Here is a 16446-nt window from a genome sequence, read left to right as displayed (position 1 = left end):
TCGTTGCGATTGGATGAGGTCTGCTGGTCGATGGGTCGCCGCTCGGTCTGTCGTCACGGGGTTCGATTCCCCTCGTCGGCTCTGCAACAGAAAGCCCCTGAGCAGGCGTTATGCCGTCAGGGGCTTCGTTATTTGTCAGAACAATGTTGCGATCTTGCTAACACTCTCGCTGCGCGGCTAGGGCGTGAGTTCGTTCATTCCGCCTGCCGTCGGCCCAGGACGAACAGAGTGGGCCTGGGTGACGGGGGCAATGTCGTTCGTCTGGTGGAGCACTTCGCCTCGGCCTCGTGGTCAGGACCGCTTCCCTCGCGGACTGGATGATCAGCAGAGATGCCCGCGCCGAGCGTTCTCGTTGCGTGCTGACGCCCCGGCAGGGAGCCACGAAGACATCGAAGTCGGAGTCGGTGCTCTTGACGATGCCGGGGAGCAGGTAGTCGTACAAGTGCTGGGCGATTCGTCGTCAGGTGACGGGCGGGGGGCCGGGGTCGTGCATCGCCCTCTTGCGTTCTGTGGCCAGGCGCCTGACGTGTTTCGTGCGCCCCGCCCGGGCGAGGGTTTCGAGGGTCGCCGGATCGGAGGTGGTCGCCGCGAGTCTGAGCTGCATCCACTCCGACCACTCGCCGGGTTGACCGGCCGGCTCGCCTGCCAGGAGTTCGAGGTCTTTCGCGCGGGCTTCGGCTCGCTCCCGATCCTGTCCGGCAGGGGCCAGATCGATCCACTCTCGCCGCTCCTCCGCGGTCACCGCCTCCAGCGCATGCAGGATCACGGCCAGTGCCAGCTCCCGGTCGGGCTCTTCGGTCAGCGCGTCGCGCAGCAGCGACAAGCCACGCTCGTCCGTGTTGTTCAGTGCGTCGAGGTACAGCCTCCGCCGTCGATACGTCTCGTGGTCCTCCGGCACGGACCAGGTTCCCGACTCCTGGAAGGCGTCACACCCGTCATGCTCGAAACGGATCCGCCCGTCGAAGGGGGACGCCGCATTCGCGCACCCACCGTAATCGTTGCCCAGCGCGCCGGCCAGCGGGAACCAGAATCGGCAGGCGCCGCACTGCTCGGCGTACCACTCTTCTCGATGATCGGGATCCTCGGTACGGCGATGGCGCTCCGCAAGCCACCGTTCGTGAATTGCGGAGCGCTCGGCGTCGCTATGGCCAGCATGGTCGGGAGTATTTGTCATTGGTCAGTGATGATCCTCAGGGTTATATGCGATCATTCACAGCCGGCCGGATCCTGGCCCTGGCGGTCGAACTGTTCCCAGGTGATCGTCATGTTGTCCCAATCGACCAGCGACCGTCCGTCGGCGTACCCCTGGACCAGCACCAGCCCCGGCGTGAGAGCCGCCACGCTGTCGGCGGAGAAGTTGACGTCGCTGGTGCTGACAGCCAGACGGCCGCGCTCTGCCCGTCCAGAGACGGCGCGATGAAGTGCAGGTCGTCTCTGACGCCGGTGGACCCTGCTATGGGAGGCGAGTCATCGACGCAGAGGGGCATCCGATCATCGTCCTGGCATGGTGCGATCACGCATAAGCGGCGCATATGCGCACCATAAGCGAAGCCGAGCTCGTTGCCGTGGCCCGTGATCAGATCGCCTTGGAACCGTGGCAGGGCTGTGTAGGGGGCGGCATCGGAAGGTTGTCTGGTGCCGTGGCGCGAGGAAGGATGATTGGTTGATCAAATTTCGCTTCCGGATGCGTCCGCTCTCTGAGGTCGCGCCATGGGGTGGTGATCGACCCGTCCTGCATTGGTTTGCGCTGACTGACGGCTGATACTGGATCGAGGCCGACGGTCATGAGCTGTTCAGGCGCAGGGGACACGGCGACATGCCCTACGTGGACTACTACGTGGTGCGGTTGTGGGAGGACGTCGGAGTCCCTCATCGATGATGAAGGTCTTGATGGCCTTCCGGAGTCCTGTTGGACCGCTCTCAGTCGGCACGCGACCCGCGATGAGGTGGCTCTTGCGGGTCCTCTCACTGGTCGTGTCGTCTTGCCCACCTCGGAGTTCGTCGCAGCGATCGAGGATTTCGGACGTCAGGTGATCACAGCCATGGAGAAGCGGATTGCTGAGCTTGAGCGCGGAGGCCTATGCGAACGGGGCCAGGTACGGGCGGTCCTTCATCGAGTCGTGGATGCGGCGCAGCCACGGTGGCCGAACCGCCGTCAGTCGCTCCAGTGAGCTGAAGAATGCGCGCCCATCGGGATGGAACAGCGTGTGTGGCAGCAGCGCGGGCGGGTCGTCACGGCGTACCGCGGCAGGCATCCCGCGCGCCGCGGGCATGAGCCGTCGATCGTCGTCGAAGGCCAGGTACGTCCACACGTCCGCAGCGAGCGGCACCACCGTGCCCGCGTCGCACGGCCATACCTCGCCGGTCTGCGGGTGCTTCGGCACCAGGGCGAGGTCCGTGATCGGGGTGGAGAGGCCGGGGCCGGCCAGGACGAGGTGTCGTTCCGGGGGCCCGGGAGGGAGGAGGCTGTCGATCGTCCGGCGAAACGTCTCCGCGACGAGCCCCTCAGGGACGGACACCCGCCTGCCGCCCGAGACCACCACCAGATGTGCCAGGGCCACCGCGATTGCGGCCTCCCACTGGGGGCTCCAGAAACCCAGCGGATCAACGGGCGGCGTGCTCGGCAGCTCCGTCCAGTCCATCACGCGTTGGACGGGACCGGCGACGGCGACGGGACGCACGGCGTCCGGTTCCAGCCACACCACCTGCCAGAACCCGCAGTCGTCGACGCGGGTCGCCACCGGGCGGCCGCATCCGGCGCAGGCCAGGTTGGGGCCGTACTGGCCGTCCCAGCCGCAACAGCAGCCGCCCAACCGGTCCGGGATGAAGACGGTTCCGCGGACGTCGCCCGGCGCGATCCCGATCCTGTCCGGAGGGCCCGTGATGCCGTACATCAATTGCCGGACGCCGTGATCTTCCGGTTCGGGCGTCAAGGGAGCCCTTGCTCGGCCATCCCCAGGGTCCACGACGTATGTTCCCGGCTCCAGCAGACCGGGGAGCAGGTCATGGCCGTACTTCTGGCCGGCGTGGTCGGGGAGCGCCACCCGCGCCACCCGCGCGGTCAACACGGCGCCGCACGACGCACAGGAGAAGACGACCAAACAGCCTCCCTTGCCGCATACAAGGCGATCATGGTGGCACAACATCCCGCCCCGCGGGGAAACGTGGGCACATGACCACCGACGAACGGCGCCATGGGGACGACTCGGCTTCGACGCGTCGGCGTCAGGGCTTGGTCGTGGGTGGGATGGCGCCCCATCTGAACGGGGAGCTCTTCAGCAGGTGCTCCGTCGTCCTGATGCCGGTCAGGTGCTCGACGAGCAGGAAGGCGGGGCCTTCGTAGAGCCGGGGACGCGACGGGTAGAGCCTGTCGATCTCCTCCATCGTGTCCAGGAGTTCCGCGGGCGTTTCCGTCAGGAAGCCGTCGTCGCCGCCCCAGCCGAATCTGATCTCGCCGTCCTCGCACCAGTAGAAGTAGTCGAGGCCCTTGACGCCGAGTGCGGCCTGGGAGACGAGGCGGGTGCCCGTGGACAGCTCGGTGATCAGGTCTTCGCAGGTGCCGAGCCAGTCGGGCTCGGAGATGAACGTCCAGTCGCCGATGGAGGTGACGCCGACAGGGGCCCCGGGGTTCGGCTCTTCGAGGAAGGGGCCCGGGGTGAAGTCCTCCCAGCGGCCGCCGAGGCGCGCGATCACCTGTTCGGGCGTGGCGCGCACGTAGATGAAGCTGTAGCACTCCTCGGCGTATTCGCCGCGCAGCCAGGAGACATCGGGGGGTTGCAAGGACATGTCGTCATGCTGGTAGTCGGCACCGACAGGAAGGGCTCTGTCGTCGGAAGGCGGCCGGCGGTGGGCGTCGCGCGGAAGGTGTCCGTGGGCGAGCCGGACGTCGGTCAGCAGCCCTGCCCGGGGAGGGCGGCCAGATCCATGACCGTGTATCGCTTGCGGGCGTCGTCCCGCCAGAACAACAGCGGGCTGCCGGAGAGGGAACCGCCGACCTGAACGGTCAACTCACCTTCGGCCGGCTTGCCCGTTTTCGGCCGGAGCGCAGCGGACCTGTCGGCGCAGCGGTCGTAGATCACGCTGCCGTTCTCCAACGTCCCGACACGGGCTGTGGATATGGAGGAACCCTCGCCGATGACCTTCGGCGGATCGAAGAACCCGAACCTGTCGTGGAAGAGAGGGTTTCTGCGGAACCCGCCGGGGACGATGCTGCGCCGTGAGCCGTCCCGGCGTTGCACGATCACTTCAGTCAGCCGGCCGGCGGCGCGGGCGACGCCGCTGACACACCAGTCGGGTCCGCAGCGCGGGTCGGTGCCGTCGACCTTTTCGGCGGAGCGTTTCTCGCCGGTGACGAGGTTGGTGACGGTGTTCCTGCCGTCGTGCGCCCAAGGCCAGGTGGAGACGTGGCCGGAGCCCATCAGGGCGGGAGTTCCGCCGGTGAGGGGGACGCGGTGGACGGAGCCTCCCCGGTCGTCCCACCAGACGATCTGGTCGCCCGCGATCTCCAGGCGGTACGTCCGGCCGTCCCGGCCCCCGGGCCGGTCGGGGGCGGGCGCGACGAGGGCCACGAAACGGATGTGACCGCCGGTGATCGGCATCGTCCACAGTTGCAACTCGGGGCTCGTGCGGTCCGGGTGGCGGACTGCGGCGATCCACACGATCTGCGAATCGCTGACGGTCACGTTCTCGATCCGGTGATAGTGTGCCGCGCTTTCGGGGATGGTCCCCAAGATTTTGTGCCTGCCGGTCCGCCGGTCGTAGTTCACCAGGATCGGCCGGTGCTCGTTCGGGTCGGCCATCAGCACCTCGTGCCTGCTGAGCATCGCCAGTGGCCGAACGTCGCGGGTGTCGCTGAACCAGCGTGGCGCCGAGAAGAACGCCTCGGGCCAGACGTCCTCGGCCGCAGGCAGGTCCGGCACCATAGGAAGGGCAGCCGGTCGTGACGCCGATTGCGAGATATGCGTCGAGCAACCGCCTGTACCGGCGGTGAGCAGGGCCCCTAATGCGCTGATCAGCAGCCTCGAATATGCGGAACGTCTCACCTCTTCTCAGACGTCGGTGCCGAAAAGTAAGTTCCCCTTCGTGGGCCGTGAAAGGTGCGTCAATGAACGCGGGGGATGTCACCGAAACGACCGTCGGGGGAGCGTTGGGTAACTGATTCCCCCTGAGGGCCGACATGCATTTCCGGAAGTTCGCAGGCATGGGCGGGGTCGTCGATTAGCCGGGCGAGGAACAATTTCAGGCCGGAGAAGGTCGCCGAGTGGTTGAGTGAACGGATCGCCGTACTGGAGGCTCCGACCTGGCGGAGCGGATCGGCGGGGCTGCGGCGGCAGCCCCGCCTCGGCGTGCGGGTGGCGGGCCGGTGACACCGGGCCCTGTGCCAGGTGGTCAGAAGGGGCCGGGCTCCGGGTAGCCGGCCTTGATGACGGCCCTGCGGGTCTTCGGGGTGAGCTTCTTCTCGTTGATGACCTTGCCGGGCGCCGGTGCGGTGATCTGCACCTTGGCGCCCCAGCCCGAGAAGCTGGTGTCGGTGTGGAAGGCCATCTGACCGTAGTCGTCCTCGTCCGAGGACGGGGTCGAGTCGACGACTGTGCGGGTGAGCAGGTTGTTCTTGTCGAAGTACAGGTGGAACTCGACGCTGCCTTCGGCCGCCTTGTTGTGCCGGTAGGCGGCGAGGGTGGAGGTGCCCTGGTATTCGCCGGGCGCCACCTCGGAGGAGTGATCCAGCATGAACTTCAGGTCCGCCGGGGTGGCGCCCATGTCGAGGATGGAGTTCTCGCGATCACTGGTCCGCGAGCCGATCCAGGAGCGGCCGGCGGGCAACGCCTTGGCGATGCCGGGGTTGGTCACGTAGGCGTTCCTGCCTTCGGCCACGACCCGGTAGGGAGGTTCGAACTCCTTCTGGCGGGACGTCATGCGGACGCGGAGGTCGGCGGCCGCCACCTTTCCCTTGCCGAACGCCAGCGTGCCGGCGGTGCGGGTCTTCACCTCCACCTGCATGGCCTGGCCGTCGACGGTGAAATCCAGGGTGATGCTGCTTAATTCGGTGATCTTCACGCCCTTACCTGGTAGTAGTTGGGCTTTCAGGGCTTTCACCGCGTCCGCGGGGGCGGCCTGCGCGGTCGCCGGAGATGCGGCCTGAGCGGGCAAGGCTGCCGCGCACACGACTGCGGCCGTGGTCGCGAGGCCCGCGAAGAGAAGCTTCATCAGTGTCCTTCATTTTGAAGATATAGCAGGGAAAAGAGTAAGAGAAAGGTGTCGGCCGGACGGACGATATCTCGTAACGATCGGGTGCCGACTGGTGATTTCGAGGATGGAAAAAGAGCGGCCCTCGCGTCCGCTCTCGTCACGCGCGGAGGGTTCCTTGGGTGTCAGGGACAGGGCATGGGGAGCGATTGCCGTTGTGCTGGCTCTGGGAACGGTTTATGCGACCAGCGTTCCCGGCTGGCATTTCATGTGGTTGATGGCCATCGGTGTCGGCTGGGTGTTGTTCGGGGTTCCTTGGCTTGTCGTGCTCGGTGGCGCTCTGCTCCGGAGGGACCGGGCGGTCGAGTTACGCCGTCACTGGCGGTCCTGGGTCGTGCCGCCCTTGGCCGCGGCTCTGGCAGGGGCACTGGTCTACGTCGGCGCGCCGGTCAGGGTGCGGTTCGAGTTGTCGCGGGGCAGTCTTGAGCACCTCGCGCAGACGGTGGCAGACGGGACGCCGCCCGAGGAGCGGCGATGGGTCGGGCTCTATCCCGTCAAGTACCTGGAAGGCTCCCGCGGAGCCTTCGGGTTCATGATCGAGGACGCGGGATTCTTCGGCAGTTACGGATTCGCCTGGAGCTCGAACGGTGAGCCCGACATCGACGCGCCGGGTTCCTACCGCCACTTCGACGGACGCTGGTACGTCTGGAGCGACGACTGAGGCCCGCCCGGGAGATCAGGCGCGTCGCCAGGCCAGGAGGCCGTCGGGGGCGGCGGCGCGGACGTAACCCGCGCTCACGAGTTCGTCCCGCAGGACCTCCCAGGCGGGACGGTAGGCGTGCCCGACGAGTTCTTCCTCGCTGAGCACTTCGTCGCCCCGGGCGATCCGGTAGAGGTAGCGGCACGTGGCGCGTTCGTCGTCCGACTCGATGATCTCGGACGAGACCGTGTACGTGTGGCGGCCCACCCGGCGGGAGTCCAGGTGCCGCATGGGACGCGGCTTCGGCGGACCGCCGTCGCGCCAGGTGAGCACGAGAAGCCCGCCGGGCTCCAGCCGGTCGGCCAGGACGGGCCAGAGCCGCCTGCGGTAGCCGGGCTCCAGGGCGTACAACACGTTGATCATCACCATGGCCTCGACCGGCTCGTCGAGGTCGAGGCTCAGGGCGTCGCAGGGCAGCACGGTGACCCGTTCGAGCAGGTCGGGCCGTTCGGCCAGGCGGGAGAGCAGGACCGCCCGCATCGTGGCCGAGGGTTCCAGCGCGAAGATCTCGGCGGGCGTGCACTCGGCCAGGGACGTGGTGATCAGGCCGGTTCCTGCGCCCACCTCCAGGACGCTGCGGCGTACCCCGGCCAGGAGGGACGGCAACTTCTCGCGCACGCCCGGTACGTGGCTGTGCACGGCGAGCAGATCGTAGAAGACGGGAGAGATGTAGTCGGCCATGATCGGCCACCGTAGTGCAGCCGGTGTGACGTCCCCCGGGTCAGGCTCCCGCCGCCGGGGCCCGGTCGAGCGTCACGCCGAAGTGCTCCCGGTACGCCGGAAGCAGCTCGTTCTCGTTCAGGATGCGTTCGGCGCGCTCGCCCTGCCGGGTGACGATCAGCTTGCGCCCGCTGATCGTGGTACGCCCCTCCGCCGTGCGGATCGAGCACACCGGCGACCTGGTGAAGTGCGAGTCCGGCGAGGTCGCCTGCCACCAGCAGGTCGGCACGAAGTCGGCCAGCTCGTACGGCCGCGCGGTGAGCCGGTAGGCGGGCTCGCCGTTGTGCGACACGTCGAGATCGCCGTGCTCCCCGGGAGCGGGGACGATCTGGAACACCCCCGCGCCGTCCTTCTGCTCGCCGCGCTCGTCGATCCGCAGCGGCTCGTCGGCGAAGTCGCCGAAGCCGACGTCCACCAGCCAGGGCTCGTCGAGGTCGACGCGGAGCGCGAGGTGGTCGAACAGCGGCCCCGGCCGGCCGCCGCCGAACACCCGCGCCGCGAGCAGGGTCACCCGGTAGCCGAGCGCGGTGAGCAGCGCGGCGAACAGGCCGTTCTGCTCGTAACAGAAGCCGCCGCGGCGGCGGGCGATGAGCTTGTCGAACAGGGCGTCGGGAGCGAGGGAGATCGGCTCGCCGAGGTGGATGCTCAGGTTCTCGAACGGCACCGCCCGCAGGTGCGCGAGCTGCAGGGCCCGCAGGCCGTGGACGTCCGGCGGCACCGGCCGGGACGCTCCGAATCTGTCCAGGTAGCGGGTGACTTGCGACTCGTCCATGACCTACAGGAAACCACGTCTCGCCCGCCTGCGCCCGCCGGATGGCGGCGTGGGTCAGCTTCGCACGGCGCACAGCAGGCGGTTGTTGCCGCGCTGCCACAACGTGCCGATCTCGCCGAACCCGGCCTTGGTCAGCGCGCCGACGTGCTGCTCGACGAGGTGGGACTCCGAGCCGTGATGGGCGGCGCCGGCCGTGCTGCGCTCCTGGTTGAGGTCGGCGAAGGCGGGGTCGGCGGCGATGGCGTCCCACCAGGCGCGCCAGTCCTCGGGCCGGCGGTCGCCGAAGACGCGGTCGGTCTCGCGCTGGTGCACGGCGTGCTCCAGCCGGGCCAGGGTGGGGGAGGAGGAGTCCATGTGGTCGCCGTTGAGCAGGATCCCGCCGGGGCGCAGCACGCCGGCCAGCTCGGCGTACGTCTCCTGAAGCTCCTCGGGCGAGATCCAGTGCAGCGCGGTGGTGCTCACGGCGGCGTCGGCCGGACGGTCGAGGCCGAGCGCCCTGGTCCACCCGCCGGTGCGCAGGTCGGCCGAGACGAACCGCAGCCCCGGGTAGGCGGCCCGCCCGAGCCCCAGGAGCAGCGGGTCGGCGTCGACGGCGATCACGGTGGCCGCGGGCAGGCGTTCGAGCAGCCGGGCGGACAACGATCCCGGCCCGCACCCCAGGTCGATGACCACGGGGTCCGGCCGGCCCAGCGCCTCGACCGCGTCGATCAGCGCGGTGAAGCGGGCCTCCCGGTCGGGCAGATAGCCCTCCTGCTGACGGTCCCAACGCTCGATCCATGCCAGCGCGGCTTCCTGAGTGAGCATCAGATCTCCTTGTAACTGTCGTCTAAGATTTGAGCAGTCACAACTTAGAACGCGAAGGTGTAACCGGTCAAGTGGATTACAACAGTCACACAGATGCGATCGTCCGGGTCGCGGTGGCGCTGGTCAACGCGCTGACCCCGGGCGAGCAGCGCGGGCGCGAGTTCCCCGTCCCCGACGACCTCGCCGCGGCCGCCTCCGGCGCGCTGGGCAGCGTCTATTCCGGCCACCGCGGGATCGGCGCGGCCGACGCCGCCGAGCTGGCCGAGATCGCGGCCCGGCTGCGCATGGTGTTCCGCGCGGTGGCGGACGGCGACGTCGACGCCGCCGCCATGGCCACGAACGCGCTGCTGGAGGAGAGCAGGGCCAGGCCGATGCTCGAACGCCACGACGGCGAGCCGTGGCACCTGCACTTCCACGGCCCCGGCGGCTCGGTGGCGGGCGACTGGGCGGCGAGCTGCTCGACCGGGCTCGCGATCGTGCTCGGCAGCGAGTTCAGCGACCGGCTCGGCGTCTGCACCGCCCCCCATTGCGACCGCGTCTACGTGGACGTCTCCCGCAACGGCACCCGCCGCTTCTGCTCCACGGCCTGCCAGAACCGCGTCAAGACCGCCGCCTTCCGGGCCAGGACGAAGGCGGAGTGAGCCGTGGTGAGCCGGGTCAGCCCAGGACGCGGATCGGCGCGCCGGCCAGGAACGCGTCGATGTCCTGCACGGCGTCGCGGAAGTAGGTCTCGTAGTTGCCGCCGGTGACGTACCCGAGATGCGGCGTGGCCAGCACGTTGGGCAGTCTGCGCAGCTCGTGCCCGGCGGGCAGCGGCTCGGTCTCGAACACGTCGAGCCCGGCCCCCGCGATCAGCCCCTCGCGCAGCGCCGACGCCAGCGCGGCCTGGTCGACGATGGCCGCCCGCGAGGTGTTGACCAGGTAGGCGCTGGGCCGCATCAACGCCAGCTCACGCGCGCCGACCAGCCCGCGGGTGCGCTCGCTCAGCACGAGATGGACGGAGACGACGTCGGACTCGGCGAACAGCTCCTCCTTGGCGACCGCCCGCACGCCCAGCTCGCCGGCGCGCGCCGCGGTCAGGTTCTGGCTCCAGGCGATGACGTCCATGCCGAACGCCTGCCCGATGCGGGCCATCTGCGCCCCGATCTTGCCGAGGCCGAGCAGCCCGAGGGTGCCGCCGTGCAGGTCCATGCCGACGGTGCTCTGCCACGGGCCGTCGGAGCGCATCGCCGTGGCCTCGGGCACCAGGTGGCGGGCCAGGCCCAGGATGAGCGCCCAGGTCAGCTCGGCCGGCGGGGTGGAGGCGCTGCCGGTGCCGCACACCGTGACCCCGCGGGCGCGGGCGGCGTCGAGGTCGACGGAGGCGTTGCGCATGCCCGTGGTGATCAGCAGGCGCAGCCGGGGCAGCCGCTCGAACAGCTCCGAGCCGAACGGCGTGCGCTCCCGCATGAGGACCACGATCTCGAAGTCCGCCAGGGCCGCCACCAGCTCGTCCTGGCTGGTGAAGTGGGCCCGGAAGCTCGTGGCCCGGACCCGCGACCAGTCGGCCAGCCCGAGGGCCACGCCCTGGTAGTCGTCGAGGACGGCGCAGCGCAGCATGATCCGTGATCCTACGCCGCGGCCCCCTGCTCCAGCTCCCCGGCGGGGCCGGGGAGCTGGAGCCCGTTCATTCGGCGGCTAGCCTTTCCGCCTCTTCGTGCAGCGCCGCGACCAGGATCAGCTCCAGGTTGAGCTCCTCCAGGTCCGGCGACGCCAGACCGTCAAGGACGCGCATGGTGGGCCTCCCTGAACAAAAGACGTCTCAGGTGTCACATAGGTTCACATCTATCTGAAACGTTCTCAGGGGAGGCGCGGACCGGAGGGAGGGGGAGTCATTCCGCCGAGGGTTCCGGGAATTGTCCCGGACAAATCATCAAGCGACTCCCGACAGGCCGGAATCGCGGTTCAACTCGATGTCCATCTGCATCGCCAGAATCTCCTGCCGCTCCTGGTTGATCCTGCGGCAGATCGTGACATATGCGGTCAGCACCTTGGAGTAGGAAGCCCGGGCCTCCTCCAGCTGGCCGCGCAGACGTTCGATGCGGTCGGGGTCGGCGAACTCCTCGGCCTCGGCCTCGGCCAGCAGCGCGCGGGCCTCGTCGACGATCTCCTCGGCCCGCAGTCGCGTACGTCGCAGCATCGCCGAGCACTGGAAGAGCTCCGTCAGGCGCGCCGATGAACGAGCGAACTCGGCCTTGCCCATACCCGTGCCGCCCGCCCGATGCCAGCGAAGATTCGATGCCATTACCGCCACCTCCCCGGTCAAGGTTGCCTAACTGTAGACGTGTGTACCCCGCCGGAGGATGACCTGAGACGCCCACGGAGTACGTCCCTGATCCCGGCGGAGAGTTTTCTTCCTCTGACAGGTCGAGGATTTTCCCCTGAAACTCATTCGGTCCCTGGTGAATGTGCTGATTAGAGCCATCTGTGGGGTCTATCCGAAGAATGCAACGAATCGCCGGGGTCGGCAAATAGGTGACTCCAAGACGGCCGATCGCCCCCCGCGGCGACGGGCGTTCGTCACATACTGAAACGACATGGCGGCGCAACGTGACTCCGAGGTGACGGCAGTGGTGGCGATGTCGGCGGCGGGTAACAACGACGAGACGGTCGACGTCAGCGTCGTCATCCCGGTGCACAACTGCCGTCCCTATCTGGACAGGTGCCTCACCTCGGCGCTCGTGCAGCGGGTGAAGAAGGAGATCATCGTCGTCGACGACGGCTCCACCGACGGCGGCGCCGAGCTCCTCGACCTCTATGCCACCTACCACCAGTCCAGCGTCAAGGTCGTGCACATCGAGGGGTCGGGCGGCGCCGGCCGGCCGCGCAACGTCGGCCTCGCCCACGCCACCGGCCGGTACGTCTTCTTCTGCGACGCCGACGACCACCTCGGCCCCGAGGCGCTGGAACGCATGGTCGCCATGGCCGACAGGAACGGCTCCGACATCGTGCTCGGCAAGATCGTGGGCCACGGCAGGCGGGCCCCGGCCTCGATGTTCCAGCAGAACGCCGAGCGCCTGACCCTCGCCGACAGCAACGTCTACAACAGCCTGAGCTGCTTCAAGCTGTTCAGGCGGGAGATGGTCGAGCGCCACGGCATCCGCTTCGCCGAGGACATGCTGGTCGGCGAGGACATCATGTTCACCGTGCACGCCTACTGCCACGCCGGCGTGATCTCGGTGGTCGCCGACTACGACTGCTACCACCTGGTCTCCAGGTCCGACGGCAGCAGCATCATGCAGCAGGCGGGCAGCCGCGACCCGATCGCCTGGCTGACCATGATCCGGCGGCCCATCCGGCTCATGGCCCGGCACGTCGAGCCCGGCCCGCTGCGCGACCACCTGCTGCGCCGGCACTTCAGGCTCGACGCCTTCAGCCAGCTCGGCACGGTGTTCCTGGAGAGCGACGACGTGCGCCGCAAGGAGATCGCCCAGGAGGTCGCCGCGCTGTGCGACGAGTGGTTCACCCCCGGCGTGCACGCCCGGCTGAACACCATCGACAAGCAGCGCGTGGCCGCGCTCGGCGACGTCGACCGCCTGGTCCGGCTGGCCCGCATCGAGAGCGCCACCGTGCGGCGGCGGCTGACCGGGCTGCGCTGGGAGGAGGACCACCTGGTGGTGAGCGGCACGGCCGGGCTGGAGGGCATCAGCCAGGACGACGGCGTGGCCCTGGTGCTGCGCCCCCGCAACGACCCGCACGCCGAGCTCGTCGTCCCGGCCGAGCGGCAGGGGGCGGAGTTCACCGCCCGGGTGGAGGCCGCCGCGCTCGCCTCCGGCGTCTGGGACCTGCGGGTGGCGGTCGAGCTGGAGGGGGTGGTGCGCCACGGCCGGCTGGGCGCCGACCGGGACAACGGCGTCACCCGGCCGCAGCCCCGCCTGATCGGCGGCGTGGTGACCCTGCCGTACTTCACCAGGGACAACGGCAACCTGAGCATCGACGTCGGCGGCCATGTCGTCGCCGTGCCCGGCACCGTCCGGCTGGAGCGGACCAGGTGGGGGCTGGGCCACCGGCTGGTCGTGCACGGCGAGGTCAGCGTGGCCGGGCAGGTGCCCGAGTGCGCGGCGATCAGGCAGATCGTCTGGCGCGAACGGCGTACCGGCCGCGAGCGCGCCGAGCGCGTGACGGCGCTGCCCGGGGGCGGCTTCGCGGCCCGGCCGGCGGTGGGCCGGCTCCCGCCCGGCACCTGGGACGCCTACCTGGAGCTCGACCTCGGCGGGCCGCCCGCGCTGTTCAGGATCGAGACCGACGCCGCCACGGTCGCCGGCCCGCGCAGGTGGCGGGGCGCGGCGTTGCTGCGCAGCGTGCGGCCGTACGCGACCTCGGGGAAGGGACGGCTGAGCACGGTCGTGCACCGGCTGACGCCGCGAACGATCCTCAGGAAGCTCCTTCAGTAATTGCCACCTATGTGCAGGTGCAAGGCGATGCTCTAAAGTGAGGAGGATTTGTTCGTCCTTCTGGAGGCGTTGCCGTGCACGTACCCGATGGCTTCTTCAACGCAGCTACATCCGTCTCCGCCGGAGCGGTGGCGGCCGCCGGGGTAGCGGTCTGCCTGCGGGGCGCCCGTCGCGAGCTGGACGACCGGACCGCGCCCATGGCGGGGCTCGTGGCGGCCTTCATCTTCGCGGTCCAGATGCTGAACTTCCCCGTCGCGGCGGGCACCAGCGGCCACCTGCTGGGCGGCGCGCTGGCGGCGATACTCGTGGGGCCCTACACAGGGGTGCTCTGCATGGCCGTGGTGCTCCTGGTGCAGGCCGTGTTCTTCGCCGACGGCGGGCTGACCGCGCTGGGCGTCAACATCACCATCATGGGCATCGTCACCGTGCTGGTCGGGTGGGGCGTCTTCCGGCTGGTCACCGCGATGGCCAGGGGCCGGGGCGGGGTGACGCTCGGGGCCTTCCTCGGGGCGCTGATCTCGGTGCCGGCCTCGGCGCTGGTGTTCTCCGTGCTGTTCTGGATCGGCGGCACCGCGCCCATCGAGGTGTCGGCCGTGGCCGCGGCCATGGGCGGCGTGCACGTGCTGATCGGCATCGGCGAGGCGCTGATCACCGCCACCACCGTCGCCGCCGTGCTGGCCGTCCGGCCCGACCTGGTGTACGGCGCCCGCGGGCTGGCCAAGCCGCTGGTGCTCAAGGGGGCCGACGGCGCCACCACGACCGTGGACGAGCCGGCGCCGGCGGCCCGGCCGGGCGCGCTCAAGCCGTTCCTGCTGGGCGGGATCGGGCTGACCCTGGTGCTGGCCGGCGTGGTGTCCTTCTTCGCCGCCTCCGACCCCGACGGGCTGGAGGCCGTGGCCGAGAACAAGGGCTTCAGCGGCCAGGCGGCCGACCACGCGTTCGGGTCGTGGGCGCTGGCCGACTACGGTGAGGTGGGCGGCATCCCGGTCGGCGTGGCCGGGATCGTCGGCGTCGGGCTGGTGCTGCTCATCGCCGGGGCCGTGGCGTTCGCCGCGCGCAGCCGTACGAACGTGGGGGTCTGATCTGTGAGAGACGGTGAGTGACGGTGGGCGCGGGGCATCGGCACGATCTCTACCTGCCGGGTGACTCCCTCGTCCACCGGCTGCCGCCGCAGTGCAAGCTGCTGGCCGTCTTCGTCTTCGCCGTCGTCGTGGTGGCCACGCCGCGGGAGCGCTTCTGGGCGTTCGCGGTCTACGCGGCGCTGCTCGGGGGCGTCGCGCTGGCCGCGCGGGTGCCGGTCGGGCACGTGCTGCGGCGGATGGTGATCGAGCTGCCGTTCGTGCTGTTCGCGTTCCTGATCCCGGTGATCGGGATGGGCGAGCGCACGACGGTGCTCGGGGTCTCGCTGAGCGTGCCGGGGTTGTGGGCGGCCTGGAACATCCTGGTCAAGGCCACGCTCGGGGTGATCGCCTCGATCCTGCTCGCGGCCACCACCGAGCCGCGGGTCATCCTCGTCGGGGCGCAGCGGCTGCGGCTGCCGAGCCTGCTGGTGCAGATCGCCATGTTCATGCTCAGGTACATGGACGTGATCCTGGAGGAGATGCGGCGGATGCGGGTGGCCCGCGAGTCGCGCGGGTTCGAGGCGCGCAACTTCCGGCAGATCCCGGTGATCGCGCGTTCGGCCGGGGCGCTGTTCATCCGTTCGTACGAGCGGGGCGAGCGGGTGCATCTGGCGATGCTGAGTCGCGGCTACGCTGGACGGATGCCGATAATTCAAGATATTTCGGCATCCATCGGGCAGTGGGCGGCGGCGCTCGCCCTGCCCGTCGTGGCACTCGCGGTTCTGGGGCTCTCATGGTGAACTCTCTGGAGGTCAGTGACCTGGCCTACGCCTACCCCGACGGCACTCAGGCGCTGTTCGGCGTGAATCTGGCGATCGGCCGCGGTGAGCGGGTGGCGCTGCTCGGCCCCAACGGCGCCGGCAAGACGACCCTCGTCATGCACCTCAACGGCATCCTCACCGCCGGGCACGGCAGCGTGGCCGTGGGCGGCGTCCCGGTGCGCAAGGACACGCTCAAGGAGATCAGGCAGCGCGTCGGCCTGGTCTTCCAGGACCCCGACGACCAGCTCTTCATGCCCACGGTCCGGGACGACGTCGCCTTCGGCCCGGCCAACGCCGGCCTCAAGGGCGCCGAGCTCGACCGGGTGGTCCGCGACGCGCTCGACCGGGTCGGCATGCTGGAGGCCGCCGACCGGCCGCCGCACCACCTGTCGTTCGGCCAGCGGCGCCGGGTGGCGGTGGCCACGGTGCTGGCGATGCGGCCGGAGATCCTGGTGCTCGACGAGCCGTCCTCCAACCTCGACCCGGCCGCGCGCAGGGAGTTGGCCGAGATCCTGCGTTCGCTGGACGTGACGGTGCTCATGGTCACCCACGACCTGCCGTACGCGCTGGAGTTGTGCGAGCGCTCGCTGATCCTCTCGGGAGGCGTGATCGCCGCCGACGGGCCCACGCGCGAGCTGCTGGCCGACGCCGAGCTGCTGGCCGGGCACCGCCTGGAACTCCCGTACGGCTTCGCCGTCCCGGCCGGGTGAGGCAACCTGGTCCCCAGGTCGCGGGCCGGGCGGCCGGCTGGGTAAGAACCCTCAGCGCCGCGTCCAGCGCGTGATTAGTCCGGTCTAGGCCGTGTTTCGAAAGATCACGACGTGGTTGGGCGTGTCGTTGATCGTTAAAAGAAGAGGTCTCCGGTAGTTGGTTCAACGACCAAGAAGAA

18 protein-coding genes and 1 pseudogene are annotated in these 16446 nt (G+C 69.4%); 8 read left to right on the top strand and 11 right to left on the bottom strand.

The window, feature by feature from the left end; genetic code table 11:
• Window positions 1-460: 460 nt before the first annotated feature.
• Both ACWEJ6_RS34665 and ACWEJ6_RS34660 read right to left on the bottom strand, forming a co-directional pair.
• The gene (locus tag ACWEJ6_RS34665) at window positions 461-1174 is read right to left on the bottom strand and encodes a DUF3027 domain-containing protein (protein ID WP_452429247.1); all 714 of its coding nucleotides are present in this window, start codon (window positions 1172-1174) and stop codon (window positions 461-463) included.
• A gap of 32 nt (window positions 1175-1206) precedes the next feature.
• The gene (locus ACWEJ6_RS34660) at window positions 1207-1341 is read right to left on the bottom strand and encodes a hypothetical protein (protein ID WP_452429245.1); all 135 of its coding nucleotides are present in this window, start codon (window positions 1339-1341) and stop codon (window positions 1207-1209) included.
• 343 nt (window positions 1342-1684) lie between these two features.
• Here ACWEJ6_RS34660 and ACWEJ6_RS34655 point away from each other — a divergent pair.
• Both ACWEJ6_RS34655 and ACWEJ6_RS34650 read left to right on the top strand, forming a co-directional pair.
• Window positions 1685-1879 (top strand): annotated as a pseudogene (locus tag ACWEJ6_RS34655) (DUF5984 family protein).
• Window positions 1785-2171: a DUF5984 family protein gene (locus tag ACWEJ6_RS34650; RefSeq protein WP_452429243.1), complete on the top strand. Its 387-nt coding sequence runs from the start codon at window positions 1785-1787 to the stop codon at window positions 2169-2171. The pseudogene ACWEJ6_RS34655 and the gene ACWEJ6_RS34650 overlap by 95 nt, the downstream one beginning before the upstream one ends.
• Here the strand turns inward: ACWEJ6_RS34650 and ACWEJ6_RS34645 are convergent.
• The 4 genes from ACWEJ6_RS34645 to ACWEJ6_RS34630 all read right to left on the bottom strand — a co-directional run bounded on the left by ACWEJ6_RS34645 (window position 2079) and on the right by ACWEJ6_RS34630 (window position 6057).
• Entirely contained in the window at window positions 2079-3101 is a 1023-nt protein-coding gene (locus tag ACWEJ6_RS34645; protein ID WP_452429241.1) for a hypothetical protein, read from the bottom strand. The two genes, ACWEJ6_RS34650 and ACWEJ6_RS34645, sit on opposite strands and share 93 nt — an antisense overlap.
• 124 nt (window positions 3102-3225) lie before the next feature.
• Window positions 3226-3786: a DUF6461 domain-containing protein gene (locus ACWEJ6_RS34640; RefSeq protein WP_452429239.1), complete on the bottom strand. Its 561-nt coding sequence runs from the start codon at window positions 3784-3786 to the stop codon at window positions 3226-3228.
• Between the two features lie 104 nt (window positions 3787-3890).
• Window positions 3891-4922, bottom strand: coding sequence for a hypothetical protein (locus tag ACWEJ6_RS34635; protein ID WP_452429237.1), 1032 nt, complete (start codon window positions 4920-4922; stop codon window positions 3891-3893).
• Between the two features lie 466 nt (window positions 4923-5388).
• Window positions 5389-6057, bottom strand: coding sequence for a hypothetical protein (locus tag ACWEJ6_RS34630; protein ID WP_452429235.1), 669 nt, complete (start codon window positions 6055-6057; stop codon window positions 5389-5391).
• A gap of 346 nt (window positions 6058-6403) precedes the next feature.
• Here ACWEJ6_RS34630 and ACWEJ6_RS34625 point away from each other — a divergent pair, with 346 nt between their 5' ends.
• Entirely contained in the window at window positions 6404-6907 is a 504-nt protein-coding gene (locus tag ACWEJ6_RS34625) for a hypothetical protein (protein ID WP_452429233.1), read from the top strand.
• A gap of 15 nt (window positions 6908-6922) precedes the next feature.
• Here the strand turns inward: ACWEJ6_RS34625 and ACWEJ6_RS34620 are convergent, their stop codons facing one another.
• The 3 genes from ACWEJ6_RS34620 to ACWEJ6_RS34610 are packed head-to-tail and all read right to left on the bottom strand — an operon-like array spanning window position 6923 to window position 9242.
• Window positions 6923-7627 (bottom strand): class I SAM-dependent methyltransferase, encoded by a 705-nt coding sequence (locus ACWEJ6_RS34620; protein ID WP_452429231.1) that lies wholly within the window; start codon window positions 7625-7627, stop codon window positions 6923-6925.
• Window positions 7628-7667: 40 nt separating this feature from the next.
• Window positions 7668-8438: an arylamine N-acetyltransferase family protein gene (locus tag ACWEJ6_RS34615; protein WP_452429229.1), complete on the bottom strand. Its 771-nt coding sequence runs from the start codon at window positions 8436-8438 to the stop codon at window positions 7668-7670.
• Window positions 8439-8492: 54 nt separating this feature from the next.
• Window positions 8493-9242 carry a class I SAM-dependent methyltransferase gene (locus ACWEJ6_RS34610; RefSeq protein ID WP_452429227.1) on the bottom strand — a complete coding sequence of 250 codons (750 nt, stop codon included), beginning with the start codon at window positions 9240-9242 and terminating at the stop codon, window positions 8493-8495.
• A gap of 71 nt (window positions 9243-9313) precedes the next feature.
• Between ACWEJ6_RS34610 and ACWEJ6_RS34605 the strand changes: the two genes are divergently transcribed.
• A complete protein-coding gene (locus tag ACWEJ6_RS34605; protein ID WP_452429225.1) occupies window positions 9314-9883 on the top strand; it encodes a CGNR zinc finger domain-containing protein in 570 nt (189 codons plus the stop codon).
• Between the two features lie 16 nt (window positions 9884-9899).
• On the opposite strand, the gene ACWEJ6_RS34600 is transcribed toward ACWEJ6_RS34605, so the two are convergent.
• Window positions 9900-10841 carry a D-2-hydroxyacid dehydrogenase family protein gene (locus ACWEJ6_RS34600; protein ID WP_452429223.1) on the bottom strand — a complete coding sequence of 314 codons (942 nt, stop codon included), beginning with the start codon at window positions 10839-10841 and terminating at the stop codon, window positions 9900-9902.
• 313 nt (window positions 10842-11154) lie between these two features.
• Complete coding sequence (locus ACWEJ6_RS34595) at window positions 11155-11547, bottom strand: hypothetical protein (RefSeq protein ID WP_387679276.1); 393 nt, start codon at window positions 11545-11547, stop codon at window positions 11155-11157.
• Between the two features lie 271 nt (window positions 11548-11818).
• On the opposite strand from ACWEJ6_RS34595, the gene ACWEJ6_RS34590 reads away from it, so the two are divergent.
• The 4 genes from ACWEJ6_RS34590 (at window position 11819) to ACWEJ6_RS34575 (ending at window position 16267) form a co-directional block, all read left to right on the top strand.
• Complete coding sequence (locus ACWEJ6_RS34590; RefSeq protein ID WP_452429221.1) at window positions 11819-13675, top strand: glycosyltransferase family 2 protein; 1857 nt, start codon at window positions 11819-11821, stop codon at window positions 13673-13675.
• A 74-nt stretch (window positions 13676-13749) separates the two neighbouring features.
• A complete protein-coding gene (locus tag ACWEJ6_RS34585) occupies window positions 13750-14757 on the top strand; it encodes an energy-coupling factor ABC transporter permease (protein ID WP_387679270.1) in 1008 nt (335 codons plus the stop codon).
• Between the two features lie 23 nt (window positions 14758-14780).
• Window positions 14781-15536: a cobalt ECF transporter T component CbiQ gene (gene cbiQ / locus ACWEJ6_RS34580; protein WP_387679267.1), complete on the top strand. Its 756-nt coding sequence runs from the start codon at window positions 14781-14783 to the stop codon at window positions 15534-15536.
• Complete coding sequence (locus ACWEJ6_RS34575; RefSeq protein ID WP_358289230.1) at window positions 15530-16267, top strand: energy-coupling factor ABC transporter ATP-binding protein; 738 nt, start codon at window positions 15530-15532, stop codon at window positions 16265-16267. Before cbiQ ends, ACWEJ6_RS34575 begins: the two co-directional genes overlap by 7 nt.
• Window positions 16268-16446 lie beyond the last annotated feature (179 nt).

It is taken from the genome of Nonomuraea sp. NPDC004702, assembly GCF_053601695.1.
This window is presented reverse-complemented; position numbering and strand designations above follow the sequence as displayed.

Coding starts and splice junctions, on each gene's coding strand:
- ACWEJ6_RS34620 (WP_452429231.1), bottom strand. CDS start 7,627: ATGGCCGACTACATCTCTCCCGTCTTCTACGATCTGCTCGCCGTGCAC.
- ACWEJ6_RS34610 (WP_452429227.1), bottom strand. CDS start 9,242: ATGCTCACTCAGGAAGCCGCGCTGGCATGGATCGAGCGTTGGGACCGT.
- ACWEJ6_RS34650 (WP_452429243.1), top strand. CDS start 1,785: ATGAGCTGTTCAGGCGCAGGGGACACGGCGACATGCCCTACGTGGACT.
- ACWEJ6_RS34640 (WP_452429239.1), bottom strand. CDS start 3,786: ATGTCCTTGCAACCCCCCGATGTCTCCTGGCTGCGCGGCGAATACGCC.
- ACWEJ6_RS34635 (WP_452429237.1), bottom strand. CDS start 4,922: ATGGTGCCGGACCTGCCTGCGGCCGAGGACGTCTGGCCCGAGGCGTTC.
- ACWEJ6_RS34575 (WP_358289230.1), top strand. CDS start 15,530: ATGGTGAACTCTCTGGAGGTCAGTGACCTGGCCTACGCCTACCCCGAC.
- ACWEJ6_RS34590 (WP_452429221.1), top strand. CDS start 11,819: ATGGCGGCGCAACGTGACTCCGAGGTGACGGCAGTGGTGGCGATGTCG.
- ACWEJ6_RS34615 (WP_452429229.1), bottom strand. CDS start 8,438: ATGGACGAGTCGCAAGTCACCCGCTACCTGGACAGATTCGGAGCGTCC.
- ACWEJ6_RS34665 (WP_452429247.1), bottom strand. CDS start 1,174: ATGACAAATACTCCCGACCATGCTGGCCATAGCGACGCCGAGCGCTCC.
- ACWEJ6_RS34600 (WP_452429223.1), bottom strand. CDS start 10,841: ATGCTGCGCTGCGCCGTCCTCGACGACTACCAGGGCGTGGCCCTCGGG.